This window comes from Streptomyces atriruber, assembly GCF_001418325.1.
Taxonomy (GTDB): Bacteria; Actinomycetota; Actinomycetes; order Streptomycetales; family Streptomycetaceae; genus Streptomyces; species Streptomyces atriruber.
The window spans coordinates 20,291-33,284 of record NZ_LIPN01000028.1 but is presented as its reverse complement, the minus strand read 5'-3'; the positions used below and the strand labels follow the sequence as shown (position 1 = coordinate 33,284).

Annotated in this window: 13 protein-coding genes and 1 pseudogene; 10 read left to right on the top strand and 4 right to left on the bottom strand. The window is 71.3% G+C overall.

Annotation, left to right across the window (positions count from 1 at the left end; all coding sequences use genetic code 11):
• Nucleotides 1-134: 134 nt before the first annotated feature.
• Nucleotides 135-806, top strand: a complete 672-nt coding sequence (locus tag AOK03_RS02820; RefSeq protein ID WP_055563512.1) for a class I SAM-dependent methyltransferase — start codon at nt 135-137, stop codon at nt 804-806.
• Between the two features lie 33 nt (nt 807-839).
• Here AOK03_RS02820 and AOK03_RS02815 read toward each other — a convergent pair whose 3' ends face one another.
• On the bottom strand, nt 840-1,211 hold the full coding sequence (locus tag AOK03_RS02815) for a fic family toxin-antitoxin system, toxin component (protein ID WP_208609488.1): 372 nt from the start codon (nt 1,209-1,211) through the stop codon (nt 840-842).
• 4 nt (nt 1,212-1,215) lie between these two features.
• Entirely contained in the window at nt 1,216-1,464 is a 249-nt protein-coding gene (locus AOK03_RS02810; RefSeq protein WP_055563511.1) for a hypothetical protein, read from the bottom strand.
• 164 nt (nt 1,465-1,628) lie between these two features.
• Here AOK03_RS02810 and AOK03_RS02805 point away from each other — a divergent pair, with 164 nt between their 5' ends.
• The 6 genes and pseudogenes from AOK03_RS02805 (at nt 1,629) to AOK03_RS02780 (ending at nt 9,022) form a co-directional block, all read left to right on the top strand.
• Nucleotides 1,629-2,480, top strand: coding sequence for an ABC transporter ATP-binding protein (locus AOK03_RS02805; protein ID WP_055563510.1), 852 nt, complete (start codon nt 1,629-1,631; stop codon nt 2,478-2,480).
• Between the two features lie 13 nt (nt 2,481-2,493).
• Nucleotides 2,494-5,058 (top strand): ABC transporter permease, encoded by a 2,565-nt coding sequence (locus AOK03_RS02800; RefSeq protein ID WP_055563509.1) that lies wholly within the window; start codon nt 2,494-2,496, stop codon nt 5,056-5,058.
• A 50-nt stretch (nt 5,059-5,108) separates the two neighbouring features.
• Nucleotides 5,109-5,999: an LLM class F420-dependent oxidoreductase gene (locus tag AOK03_RS02795; RefSeq protein ID WP_055563508.1), complete on the top strand. Its 891-nt coding sequence runs from the start codon at nt 5,109-5,111 to the stop codon at nt 5,997-5,999.
• Between the two features lie 63 nt (nt 6,000-6,062).
• A pseudogene (locus AOK03_RS02790) lies at nt 6,063-6,506 on the top strand (GNAT family N-acetyltransferase); the annotation flags it as partial.
• Nucleotides 6,507-6,674: 168 nt separating this feature from the next.
• Nucleotides 6,675-8,012 (top strand): hemolysin family protein, encoded by a 1,338-nt coding sequence (locus AOK03_RS02785; protein ID WP_055563506.1) that lies wholly within the window; start codon nt 6,675-6,677, stop codon nt 8,010-8,012.
• Nucleotides 8,009-9,022: a hemolysin family protein gene (locus AOK03_RS02780; RefSeq protein ID WP_055563505.1), complete on the top strand. Its 1,014-nt coding sequence runs from the start codon at nt 8,009-8,011 to the stop codon at nt 9,020-9,022. Before AOK03_RS02785 ends, AOK03_RS02780 begins: the two co-directional genes overlap by 4 nt.
• 60 nt (nt 9,023-9,082) lie before the next feature.
• Here AOK03_RS02780 and AOK03_RS02775 read toward each other — a convergent pair whose 3' ends face one another.
• Nucleotides 9,083-9,358, bottom strand: coding sequence for a holin (locus AOK03_RS02775; protein ID WP_055563504.1), 276 nt, complete (start codon nt 9,356-9,358; stop codon nt 9,083-9,085).
• Nucleotides 9,359-9,475: 117 nt separating this feature from the next.
• On the opposite strand from AOK03_RS02775, the gene AOK03_RS02770 reads away from it, so the two are divergent.
• Complete coding sequence (locus AOK03_RS02770; protein ID WP_055563503.1) at nt 9,476-10,255, top strand: SGNH/GDSL hydrolase family protein; 780 nt, start codon at nt 9,476-9,478, stop codon at nt 10,253-10,255.
• Nucleotides 10,256-10,288: 33 nt separating this feature from the next.
• On the opposite strand, the gene AOK03_RS02765 is transcribed toward AOK03_RS02770, so the two are convergent.
• The gene (locus tag AOK03_RS02765; protein ID WP_055563502.1) at nt 10,289-11,200 is read right to left on the bottom strand and encodes a glutaminase; all 912 of its coding nucleotides are present in this window, start codon (nt 11,198-11,200) and stop codon (nt 10,289-10,291) included.
• A gap of 176 nt (nt 11,201-11,376) precedes the next feature.
• Here AOK03_RS02765 and AOK03_RS02760 point away from each other — a divergent pair, with 176 nt between their 5' ends.
• The gene (locus AOK03_RS02760; protein WP_055563501.1) at nt 11,377-12,360 is read left to right on the top strand and encodes an ArsR/SmtB family transcription factor; all 984 of its coding nucleotides are present in this window, start codon (nt 11,377-11,379) and stop codon (nt 12,358-12,360) included.
• A 135-nt stretch (nt 12,361-12,495) separates the two neighbouring features.
• Entirely contained in the window at nt 12,496-12,918 is a 423-nt protein-coding gene (locus AOK03_RS02755; RefSeq protein ID WP_055563500.1) for a hypothetical protein, read from the top strand.
• Nucleotides 12,919-12,994: the final 76 nt, after the last annotated feature.

The window sequence follows — 12,994 nt, the reverse complement described above, 5'->3', positions numbered from 1 at the left end:
GCAGGACGGCGGGGCGGGTGACCCCGGGACGCGGCCGGCGAGGCGCGTCCGCTCTGCAGGGTCGACTGCCCCGCCGTCCGGGCACCATGGCGGTATCCGCTCGCTCCGCCGAGGATCTCCACCGAGGAGGGCCCATGTCGCCGCGCTCCGCCAAGCCCACGTCCCGGGATGTCGTGCACCACCCCGTCTTCGCCCGTTTCTACGCCCGCCAGAGCGTGGCCGCCGAGCCCGTGATCGGTACCCACCGCCGGGAGCTGCTCGCCGGTCTCTCGGGTCGGGTCATCGAGGTCGGCGCGGGCAACGGGCTGAACTTCGCGCACTACCCGGGCGCGGTCTCCGAAGTGGTGGCGATCGAGCCGGAGCGGCTGCTGCGGCGGCTTGCGGTGTCCGCGGCCCTGCGGGCGGACGTGCCGGTGGACGTCGTGCCGGGCGCCGCCGAGGCGCTGCCCGTCAAGAGCGAGGCGTTCGACGCGGCGGTCGTCTCTTTGGTGCTGTGCAGTGTGCGGGACGTGCCGCGGGCGCTGGGCGAGCTGCGCCGAGTGCTCCGGCCCGGCGGCGAGCTGCGGTTCTTCGAGCACGGCAGGGCGCCGGGGAGGCTGATGGCGGGCGCCCAGCGCGTCCTGGACCGCACGGTGTGGCCTCCCCTGTTCGGGGGCTGTCACGTCTCGCGGGACACGCCGGAGGCGCTGCGCGAGGCGGGGTTCGAGCTCGGTGCGTACCGACGGCTTCTGGTGCCCGCGAAGGGGCCGCGCCTGCCGACGTCGTACTGCGTGCTCGGTACGGCCCACCGCTCCGACGCTCCCTGACGCGCCCGCGTCGGCGTCCGGCCCGTGGTGGGCTCACAGACTCCACTTGCGGAGCTGTTCGGCGATGGCGTGCACGCTCGCGTCGCCCTCCTTCACCAGCCGGGCGAGGTCACGCACCTGCTCGGGCGATGTGACGACCTTCAGGCCGCTGGAGACGAGGTAGGCGTAGGCGACGGAGGAGGCGAAGAGGGCGTTGGAGCGTTCGAGCGCCGGGATGTGGAGCAGGACCTGGAGCAGCGCCGCCGCACGGTCGTGCGGGGTCTCGTAGACGGGAACGCCGAATATCTCCGCCTCGTGTCTGCTGACGGCGGCGACGAGTGCGCCCCAGTCGGTGACCTGGGGGTCTCCGGGCGTCTTGTGTTCGGCGATCATCAGGAGCCAGGCAAGGTCGATTCTGAGGTCCAACGGCTCAGCGACGACCTTCACGCACCGGGCGGCTGCCCTCGCGCCCGACGCCGAACTCTTCGGCGAAGACGGATTCGTACTGCTTCATGAAGTCGGCGGCGGACTCCACGAAGGTGTGTCCGATTTCGCCGGCGTCCTGCTTGACCAGTTCTTCTATGTAGCGGTTGACACTCATGCCGCGGGCCAGGGCGCGCTCGCGCGCGGCCCGGGCGGTGTCCTCGTCCACTCGCACGTTCAGCTGAGTCTTCGCCATACCGTCAAGCTAGCGCCGGAGTGCTAGCACGACAAGACCGCCAGGACCATGTCCCTTACATACGTCCTGGGGCCCGACCTCGGAGGGATACCGGACACCCGGGGAGCCCTACTACTCTTCGCGGCAATACGGGAGTTGGAACGGCCACAACCCAGGAGGCCGCCTTGTCCACACCTGCTTCGGCACCGTTCACGGACAGTTCGGAGCCCGCCGGGATCGCCGCGCGTGCCCGCGGCCTCACCAAGGCGTACGGCTCCGGCGAGACGACCGTCCTCGCCCTCGACTCGGTCGACGTGGACATCGCCCGCGGGCGCTTCACGGCCGTCATGGGCCCTTCCGGTTCAGGGAAGTCCACCCTGATGCACTGCCTGGCCGGGCTCGACAGCGTATCGGCGGGCCAGGTGTGGCTCGGCGACACCGAGATCACGGGCCTGAAGGAGCGTGAGCTGACGCGGCTGCGGCGCGACCGCATCGGCTTCATGTTCCAGTCCTTCAACCTCATCCCCACGCTGAATGCCCTGGAGAACATGACGCTCCCGATGGACATCGCGGGGCAGCGGCCCGACCGCGACTGGCTGGAGCACGTCATCGACACGCTGGGTCTGCGGGACCGGCTGAAGCACCGTCCGGCGCAGTTGTCCGGCGGCCAGCAGCAGCGGGTGGCCTGCGCGCGGGCGCTCGCCGCGAAGCCCGAGCTGATCTTCGCCGACGAGCCGACGGGCAACCTCGATTCGCGGGCCGGGCTCGAAGTCCTGGGCTTCCTGCGCGACGCGGTGGACCAGCTCGGCCAGACCGTGGTGATGGTGACCCATGACCCGAGCGCGGCCGGCCACTCCGACCTGGTCCTCTTCCTCGGTGACGGGCGGATCGTGGACGACATGACGCGGCCGACGGCGGACGCGGTCCTGGAGCGGATGAAGCGGTTCGACGCCTTGCACACGGGGGCGCCCGGCGCGCACGACAAACCGGGCTCACCCCCTCCCGCACCCGCCGAGCGCCCGTCCGAGCAGAGCTGAGCGGGGGGCCTCGGTGCTGAAGGCGACGCTCAGGAGCTTCCTCGCGCACAAGGGCAGGCTCGCGCTCTCCGCGCTTGCCGTCATCCTCTCGGTCGCGTTCGTCGCGGGCAGCCTGATCTTCTCGGACACGGTCACCCGCACCTTCGACCGGCTGTTCGCCTCCACCTCCGCCGATGTGACGGTGGCGCCGAAGGAGGACCTGGACGAGGCCGTGCCCTCCGGGCAGACGCCGACGGTGCCGGCGCGCCTCAAGGAGCGGGTGTCCACGGTCCCCGGGGTCGCGGCCGCGCACATCGACGTGTCCGTCGAGAACATCACCATCGTCGACCGGGACAACGAATCCGTGGGCTCCACGACGGGCGCTCCCACGATCGCCACGAACTGGTACCCCACCGACCGCAGCCCCGTGGAGCTCACCTCGGGCCACGCCCCGCGCGGCGGCGGCCAGGCACTGATCGACGCCGACACGGCCGACAAGAAGGACGTGAAGATCGGGGACACGCTCACCGTCCTCGCCCGCCCCGGCTCGTTCGAGGTCCGGGTCGTCGGCATCGCCACCTTCACCACCACCAACCCGGGTGCCGCGCTCGTCTTCCTGGACACCGCGAGCGCCCAGCGCGAGCTGCTCGGTTCGCGGAGGGTGGCGACGAGCATCGACGTGACCGCCGACGACGGCGTGAGCGACACGGCCCTCAAGCGGCGCATCGGCGCCGAACTGGGCTCCGGCTACGACCTGGAGACCGCCGACGAGCAGGCCGAGTCCGCGGCGTCCGAGCTCGGCGGCTTCCTGGACGTCATCAAGTACGTGATGCTCGGCTTCGCCGGTGTCGCCGTGCTCGTGGGCATCTTCCTGATCGTCAACACCTTCTCGATGCTCATCGCGCAGCGCACCCGGGAGCTGGGGCTGCTGCGCGCGCTCGGCGCCGACCGCAGGCAGGTGCGCCGGTCGGTGCTCATCGAGGCGCTCCTGCTGGGTCTCGTCGGCTCGACGCTGGGACTCGCCGCCGGTATAGGTCTGGCCCTCGGTCTGATCGAGCTGATGGGCCTGCTCGGGATGAACCTGAAGTCCACGGAGATGGTCATCGGGTGGGCGACGCCCGTCGCCTCGTACGTCGTCGGGGTCGGCGTCACGTTCGTCGCGGCGTACCTCCCCGCGCGGCGGGCCGCGCACGTCTCGCCGATGGCCGCGCTCGCGGACGCCGAGATCGCCGGTGTGGGGCGGCCGTTGAAGGTACGGGCGGTCGCCGGCGGCCTCGTCGGGGCGGCCGGTGCCGCCGCGCTGGTGGGCTGCGCGACCGCGGAGAAGACCTCGTCCGCGGCGTCCCTGCTCGGCCTGGGCATCGTCCTGACCCTGATCGCCACGGTCATCGCGGGGCCGCTCCTGGTGCGCCCGGTGATCCGGGTCCTCGGCGGCGTCTTTCCCGCGGTCTTCGGGTCCGTCGGCCGGATGAGCCAGCGCAACGCGCTGCGCAACCCGCGCCGCACGGGGGCCACGGCGGCCGCGCTCATGGTGGGGCTCGCGCTGGTCGGAGGGCTGTCGGTGGCGAGCGCGTCGATGACGAAGTCGTTCGACCGGCAGATCGACAAGACGCTGGGCGCCGACTTCGTCGTGCAGAACAGCAACTTCATGCCGTTCTCGTCGGAGATCACCGGGAAGGTCGAGGACACCGAGGGCGCGGGCCTCGTCGTACGCCAGCGCTTCACCCCCATCGAACTGGCGCTGCCCGACGGGAAGAACGTCGAGTCGACCGCCGCGGGCTACGACCCGCGCCTCGACGACGTGGCCAAGGTGACGTACGCGCAGGGCAGTTCACGGGCCGCGCTCGCCGCGGGACGGATCGGCATGGACGTGGACTTCGCGAAGAAGCACAAGGTGCGCGTCGGTGACGCGCTGGACGCCACGTTCCCCGGCGGGCGCGGGACGAAGCTGACGGTCGGCGCGCTCACCGACCAGGACTCGCCCGAGGGCTTCGGCGTCGAGGGCGGGCTCTTCATGGGGTTCGGCACGGTCGAGAAGTACGTGCCGGGCGGCCAGGACTCCGCGCTGTACGTCAACGCGGCGTCCGGCACGGACGCGGACACCCTGCGCGAGCGCCTGGACAGGACCCTCGACCCGTATCCGCAGGTGCAGGTGCGCGACCAGGCCGACTACAAGGAGCTGATCCGGCAGCAGATCGCCGTGATGCTCTACCTCGTCTACGCCCTCCTCGGTCTCGCGATCGTCATCGCGGTGCTGGGCGTCGTGAACACGCTGGCCCTGTCGGTCGTGGAGCGCACCCGGGAGATCGGGCTGCTGCGCGCCATCGGGCTCGGACGCCGTCAGCTGCGCCGGATGATCCGTCTGGAGTCGGTGGTGATCGCGGTGTTCGGGGCGCTGCTCGGACTCTCACTCGGGCTGGTCTGGGGCGTCGCCGTACAGCAGGTGCTCGCGCTGCAGGGCATGAAGGAGCTGGCGTTCCCCTGGACGACGATCGTCGCGGTGGTGATCGGCTCGGTGGTCGTCGGCCTCGCGGCGGCGCTGCTGCCCGCACTGCGCGCGTCGCGCATGAATGTACTGGCGGCCATCGCGCACGAGTGATGGACCGATCCCTCGGATCACCTCGACCGCACGACAGACAAGGGGAGTTCATGACACGGCCGTTCCGCTTCGGTGTCAACATGGTCACTCCGGCGGCAGGAGTGGAGTGGGGCAAGAAGTGCCGCCGAGCGGAGGAGCTCGGCTACGACGTGATCCTGGTCCCCGACCATCTGGGCGCACCCGCGCCGTTCCCGGCGCTCGTCGCGGCCGCCGAGGCCACCGAGCGCCCCCGGGTCGGCACCTTCGTGCTGAACACGGGCTTCTGGAACCCCGCACTCCTTGCGCGCGAGGTCGCCACGACGGACGCCCTCACCGGTGGTCGGCTCGAACTGGGGCTCGGTACGGGGTACGTCAAACCGGAACACGACGCGGCCGGGCTGCCCTGGGGCTCGCCCGGTGAGCGGGTGGACCATCTGCGGCGCACCATCGAGGAGTTGGACACGCTCCTCGGCTCGACGGAACACCAGCCGCAGCCGCTGCAGAAGCCCCGCCCGCCGCTCCTGGTCGGCGGCAACGGGGACCGCATGATGAAGCTGACCGCCGAGCACGCCGACATCGCGGCCTTCACCGGGGCCAAGGCGGTTCCGGGCGACACGAGCGGTGCGCTGCGCCACCTCACGGCCGAGGAGCTGGACGAGCGGGTCGCCGCCTACCACCGGTTCGCCGCGGACCGCGCCGAACCGGCCGAGCTGAATCTGCTGATCCAGCTGGTCGAGGTGACGGACGACCGGCGCGCCGCGGTCCGGCCCCTCCTCCAGCACGTCCCGCACCTCACCGAGGACACCGCGCTCGCACTCCCGATCCTGCTCATCGGCACCGTCCGCCAGATGGCCGACCAGCTGCGCGCGCAGCGGGAGCGGTACGGCTTCTCGTACATCACGGTCCTTGAGCCCTCCTTCGAGGCGTTCGGCCCCGTCATCGAGGAGCTCGCCGGCAGCTGACGGGCGGTTGCCGCGCCCCGCCGTCCACATCGTGGAAATCTTCGCGCGCCGAGGCGCGGCCGGTGGTGGGATGGCCGCATGAGCGATCTTCGAATACGGGCCGCTGCGGCCGGGGACCTGGACGCGGTGCTCGCCTTCTGGAAGGCGGCCGCCGAAGGCACGAGCATCAGCGACGACCGCTCGGGCGTGGAGCGGCTCGTCGCCCGTGACCCGGAGTCCCTGATCCTCGCCGAGCGCGACGGTGAGCTGGCGGGGACGGTCATCGCGGGCTTCGACGGCTGGCGCTGCCACCTCTACCGCCTGGCCGTGCACCCGGACCACCGCCGCCGGGGCGTGGGCGCGGCGCTGCTCGCCGCCGCGGAGGAGCGGTTCGTGCGGCTCGGCGGCCGCCGCGGCGACGCCATGGTCCTGGACCGCAATGACCTCGCCCACCACGCGTGGCGCGCGGCGGGCTACGCTCCGGAACCGCAGTGGAGCCGCTGGGTGAAGCCGCTTCATCCGGGGTAGTCGGTTAAATCCCGACAGAGGTTCGAGCGGCTTTGCTGATCCTTTACCATGGATGCACCACTCGAATCCAACTGAAAGGTGTGAGCGTCCGCCCATGGGCGAGCCTCCCAGTACCCGACATCGCGCATTCCTCCTGCCCCTGCCCGATCATGGGACGGAGGTGACCCGATGACCGAAGTGCTCCTGCTCCTCGTGGCGGTGCTGCTCTGCCTGGCGTGCGGTGTGTTCGTCGCCGCGGAGTTCTCCCTCACGACGGTCGAGCGCAGTGAGCTCGAGCGGGCCGTCGAGCGCGGCGAGCGCGGCGCCGCCGGAGCCCTCAAAGCCGTCAAGAACCTCACCTTCCAGCTCTCGGGCGCCCAGCTCGGCATCACCGTCACCAATCTGGTCGTCGGCATGCTCTCCGAGCCGTCCATCGCCGCGCTGATCGCGGGCCCGCTGCGGGACCTCGGCGTGCCCCGGTCAGCGGCGGCGTCCATCGCCCTGGTGCTCGGGACGGCCCTGTCGACGGTCTTCCTGATGGTCATCGGCGAGCTGGTGCCCAAGAACTGGGCGATCTCCTCGCCGCTCGCCGTCGCCAAGCGGGTGGCCACGCCGCAGCGGCTGTTCAGCGCCGCGTTCCGGCCGTTCATCGCGCATCTCAACAACACCGCGAACCGTTCCGTACGCCGCTTCGGCATCGAGCCCGCCGAGGAGCTCGCCTCCGCGCGCGGCCCCAAGGAGCTGGTGGCCCTGGCCCGCCACTCCGCCAAGGAGGGCGCCCTGGAGGCGGACACCGCCGAGCTGTTCGTGCGCACGCTGAACCTCGCCGACCTCACCGCGGAGAACGTGATGACGCCCCGCGTGCAGGTCATGGCCCTCGACGTGCACGCCACGTGCGAGGACGTCGCGAACGCCACGCGCGCCACCGGCCTCTCCCGCTTTCCCGTGTACCGCGGGAACCTGGACACGGTCGTCGGCGTCGCGCACATCAAGGACGTCCTCGCCGTGCCCGCGGAGCGCAGGCAGCGGGTGCCCGTCGCCGAGCTGATGCGCGAGCCCCTGCTCGTGCCGGAGACGCTCACCGTCGACCGGCTCCTGGACCGGCTGTCGGGCAAGCGCACGATGGCCGTGGTCATCGACGAGTACGGAGGCACCGCCGGGGTGGCCACCCTGGAGGACATCGTCGAGGAAGTCGTCGGCGAGGTGCGGGACGAGCACGACCCGCACGAGACGCCCGACATCGCCCACGCGGGCACCGACGACGACGGCAGGACGCTCTACTCCGCCGACGGCTCGGCACGCACCGACCAGCTCGCGCGGGTCGGCCTGCGGGTGCCCGACGGGCCGTACGAGACGCTCGCCGGTCTCGTCGCCACGGAGCTCGGCCGCATTCCCGCCGTCGGTGACGGCGTCCAGGTGGGCGGCTGGCGGCTCGACGTCGTCGACGCGGCCGGGCGCCGCGCCGCCCGCGTCATGCTGCACGCCCCGCTCGCCGACGACGACCACGACAAGGGGGATGTCCGATGATCGCCGTTCAGTTGCTGATCGGTCTGGCGACGCTCGTCGTCAACGCCTTCTTCGTGGGCGCCGAGTTCGCCCTGATCTCCGTGCGCCGCAGCCAGATCGAGCCGCACGCGGAGGAGGGCAACAAGCGCGCCAAGAGCGTGATGTGGGGCCTGCAGCACGTGTCGGCACTGCTCGCCGCGGCGCAACTGGGCATCACGCTGTGCACCCTCGTCCTCGGCATCGTCGCGGAGCCGGCGATCGCGCATCTGCTGGAGCCCGCGTTCGACGCGGTGGGCGTGCCGCACGGCCTGGTCCACCCCATCTCGTTCGTCATCGCGCTGACCCTGGCCACGTACCTGCACATGCTGCTCGGCGAGATGATCCCGAAGAACATCGCGCTGGCGGAGCCCGTGCGCTCGGCGCTGCTGCTCGGCCCGCCGCTGGTGGCGCTCGCGCGGGCGCTGCGCCCCGTGATCTTCACGATCAACGCGTTCGCCAACGGTCTGCTGAAGCTGCTGCACGTCGAGGCCAAGGACGAGGTGTCGGCGAGCTTCTCCGACGACGACCTCGCCCGCATGGTCAAGGACTCCGGGGACGCGGGTCTGATCGACAACCGTGCGCAGGAGCGGCTGCACGACGCCCTCGAACTGGGCCGCCGCCCGGTCAGGGACGTCGTCCTGCCGCTGGAGGACGTGGTCTACGCACGCGTGGGCGTCACCCCGGAGCGGCTGGAGCAGCTGTCGGCGGAGTCCGGCTTCTCCCGCTTCCCCGTGGTCGACGACGGCCGCCGGATCGTCGGCTATCTGCACGTGAAGGACGCCCTGGACCGGGCGCCGCGCGATCTGCCGTTCCGGGTGCCGGACATGCGCAAGATCGCCCAGGTGCGCGAGACGACACCGCTGGACGACGTCCTGACCGCCATGCGCGGCAGCCGCACCCATGTGGCGGCGGTTCTCGGCTCGGACGGACGTCTCGCCGGGATGGTCACGATGGAGGACGTCCTGCAGAGGCTGTTCGGCCAGCCGGTGTGAGCGGGTAGCGGTGGGACCGGGCCGGGGCGGCGGTGTCGTGGCCCCGGCCCGGTCCCACGCTCAGGCCGCGGGCTCGCCCGCCTCTTTCGGCTTCTGCGGCTTCTTCGGCTTCGTGGTCGGCTGCTCGGTGATGCCGGGGCCTGCCGCCCCGACCTCCGCGGTGCCGATCGCCGTGAGAACCGCCAGGACCGCGGCCAGCCCCGCCGTCGCGAAGGCCGCGCCCCACTCGACGTCCAGCAGGCTGGTCGCCCCCGCCACCAGCACGGCGGCCAGCGCCTGCGCGAAGGTGCGGATCGCGCGTTCAGTGGTGGCCTTCCAGAAGGCTGCGGTCCACATGGCGGCTCGCTCTCTCGTGACGATGGCGTGCCTATGACATACCGCCGTCGAGCCGCGCTGCCCAGATCCGCCGCACCGCACCGCCGGGCGCCCCGGCGGGTTACCATCACTTTCGCCATGCAGATGAATGCCAACTACACCAGTCTCGTCGCGGTGGGCGACTCCTTCACCGAGGGCATGTCGGATCTGCTCCCCGACGGAACCTACCGCGGATGGGCCGACCTCCTCGCCGCCCGGATGGCCGCGCAGAGCCCCGGTTTCCGCTACGCGAACCTCGCCGTGCGCGGCAAGCTCATCGGCCAGATCGTCGACGAGCAGGTGGACGTCGCGGCCGCGATGCAGGCGGACGTGGTCACCCTGGTGGGCGGCCTCAACGACACCCTGCGCCCCAAGTGCGACATGAGCCGGGTCCGCGGCCTGCTCGAGGAGGCCGTCGAACGGCTCGCCCCCTCCTGCAAGCAGCTCGTCCTGATGCGCAGCCCGGGGCGGAACGGCCCGGTGATGGAGCGGTTCCGTCCGCGCATGGAGGAGCTCTATTCGTACGTCGACGACCTGGCGTCCCGGCACGGCGCGATCGTCGTGGACCTCTACGGCTCGGCCGTCCTCGGCGACCAGCGCATGTGGGACGTGGACCGGCTGCACCCCACGGCCGAGGGTCACCGCAGGATCGCCGAGGCGGTGTGGCAGGCGCTCGGGTACGCCCCGGAGGACGACTGGCAGGCGCCGCTGCCCCTCGCCGTGCCGCCGGGCTGGGCCACGCGCCGCATCGCCGACGCCCGGTTCGCGAAGCAGTACCTCGGCCCGTGGATCGGCCGCCGCCTCACCGGCCGCTCGTCCGGCGACGGACGGGCCCCGAAGCGCCCCGACCTGCTCCCGTACGACGGCCCGCTCTCCTAGCCACGCCCGAGCGGCACCGGCGCCGCTCGGCGTCTAGAACACCGACCAGCCCGTCACCGTGGTGAAGTGGTCGAGCGCGGAGACGCCCGCCACGGAGTTGCCGTACGTGTCCAGGCCAGGGCTCCAGACGCACAGGGTGCAGCGGCCCGGGATCACCGCGACGATGCCGCCGCCGACGCCGCTCTTGCCGGGCAGGCCGACGCGGTAGGCGAAGCTGCCGGCCGCGTCGTACGTACCGCAGGTGAGCATGACCGCGTTGACCTGCTTCGCCTCGCGCGCGGGCAGCAGGCGCGTGCCGTCGCCGCGCAGCCCGTGCCGGGCCAGGAAGGCGCCCGCGAGGGCGAGGTCGCGGCAGCTCATCCGGATCGCGCACTGCCGGAAGTAGTGCTCCAGCACCGTGGACACCGGATTGTCGAGGTTGCCGTAGCTCGCCATGAAGTGCGCGAGGGCCGCGTTGCGGTCGCCGTGCTCGGCCTCGGAGGCCGCCACCACCGGGTCGAAGGCGACATCGGGATTGCCGCTCTCCGCGCGCAGGAACTCCAGCATCGTCGTGCCCGCGTCCCCGGTGAGGCTCTGCAGCCGGTCCGTGACGACCAGCGCACCGGCGTTGATGAAGGGATTGCGCGGGATGCCGTTCTCGTACTCGAGTTGGACGAGCGAGTTGAAGGGGTTGCCGGACGGCTCCGTGCCGACCCGGTCCCAGATGCGCTCACCGCCCTCCGCGAGAACCAGCGCGAGACTGAAGGCCTTGGAAATGGACTGGACGGAGAACGGCTCCTGCCAGTCCCCCACCCCGTGCACCTGGCCGTCGACGTCGGCGACCGCTATGCCGAAGCGCTCGGCGTCCACGTCCGCGAGCGCCGGGATGTACTGGGCCACTTGGCCCCGGCCCACCAACGGCCGGACGTAGGCGGCGACTTCTTCGAGAACGGCCTGGTAGTCCACAATCTGAGCTTTCTGCCTGTATGACGCGGCCGTTTCCTCCTGAAAAGCCGCTGGTTACGGGGCTTTGTGGTCGGTCGCGGCCACAGGATAACGCCTGGCCGAGATGTGCCCTCGTCCGGGATGTCGAGCGTGTCAGAGTCTTGGTGGAGCGTCGAAGGCCAACGGGGGGGGAAGCCATGCTGCGCATCCATTTCACCGGCGACGACTTGGCGAACGTACGACTCGCCCGGAATCCGGACCCGCTGTGGGAGATCGTATGCAGCCTGTGCCGCCTGCAGACGCGCGAGGGGGCCCTCGCCTTCGCGCCGTGGCGGCGGATGGCCGGAGGACTGCTGCGGCAGGGGCGGGGCGGCCGAGCGGCGGCGTCGGCGCTGACGAGTCTGGTGCCGCGGGCGTCCTACTTCCCCGACTTCCTCACCCCGCCCGTCGAAGGCGGACCTCCTGAGCTGCGGGTGGGCATCGACCGGGTGCTCGCGACGCCGCGCCGCCGACTGCGCCACGAGCTGTCCCTGCTGTCGGCGGGCGGTGGACGCCCTTGGGCTGGTGCGGAGTTGGCGCGCGGTGACAGGGCCGCGCTCACTGAGCTCGGCGGAAAGCTCCGCACCTACCACCGGGAGCTCATCACGCCGGTGTGGGACCGGATCGACGCGGCGACGGCGGCGGACCGGGCCCTGCGCACCCGCGCCCTCGCGGACGGCGGGACACGGGCCCTGTTGGACAGCCTGCGGCCGATGGCGGTGTGGGAGCCGCCCGTGCTGACGGTCGACTATCCGGTCCGGCACGACCTGCATCTACAGGGCCGGGGCCTGCTCCTGATCCCGTCGTACTTCTGCTGGCGGCGCCCCATCACGCTGGCCGACACCCAACTGCGGCCGGTGCTCATCTACCCGGTCGACAAGACACCCTCGGCGCCTGCCGGCTCCCCCTCGTCGCTGGCCCGGCTGCTGGGTCCCACCCGCGCCGCGCTCCTGTACGAGACCGCCGCGCTCACCTGCCCCACCACCTCCGAACTCGCCCACGCGACAGGCGTCTCCCTGCCGAGCGCCAGCCAGCAGCTGGCCGTACTGCGGGAGGGAGGACTCATCGCGTCCCGACGCGACGGAAAGCGGATCCTGCACACCGCGACCCCCTTGGGGCTCCGGCTCCTCGGCGGTTGCTGAGGACGCCCCCTCGATGTTGCGGCCCCTCGACGTTTCGGCTGGAGCCAAAACCACGGGCGCTCCCCTCCCCGGCTCGCCCAGGCTGTGCGCGAAAGGCCCGCACCACGCCGAACGCAACCGAGGGAGTTCGAGCCCATGCCGATCAAACACTCCGTACTCACGACAGCCGTCGCCCTGGCCGCCCTGTCAGGAGCCCTGGTGACGACCCAGGCCCAGGCCAGTGGGCCGGTGTCGCCGGCGGCGGTATCACCGACGGTCTCTCCCGCGCCCGAGAGGGTCTTCCACACCACGGACGGGCTGAGCTCCTGTCCGAGCGGCCGCTTCTGCACGGAGACCTGGGACGAGGCGAAGAAGAGCTGGAAGATCCACGTGTTCTGGAAGTGCGGCACCTACGAGCTCTCCAACTGGGAGAAGGTCGGGGCCTACATCAACAACCAGGACGGCGCGTACGCCAAGGTGCTCAACGCGGACAAGAAGCTCGTGTGGCCGGAGATACCGCCGAACAACAAGAAGGGCTGGGGCAACTGGTCCGACGCGTGGTACATCCGCCCTTGCTGACGTGCTCTCTTGTGGTGACTCGGGAACTGTAGGAGAGTCGGCGCCGACCTGGAAGAACGTGCTTTTCGGTGACCGA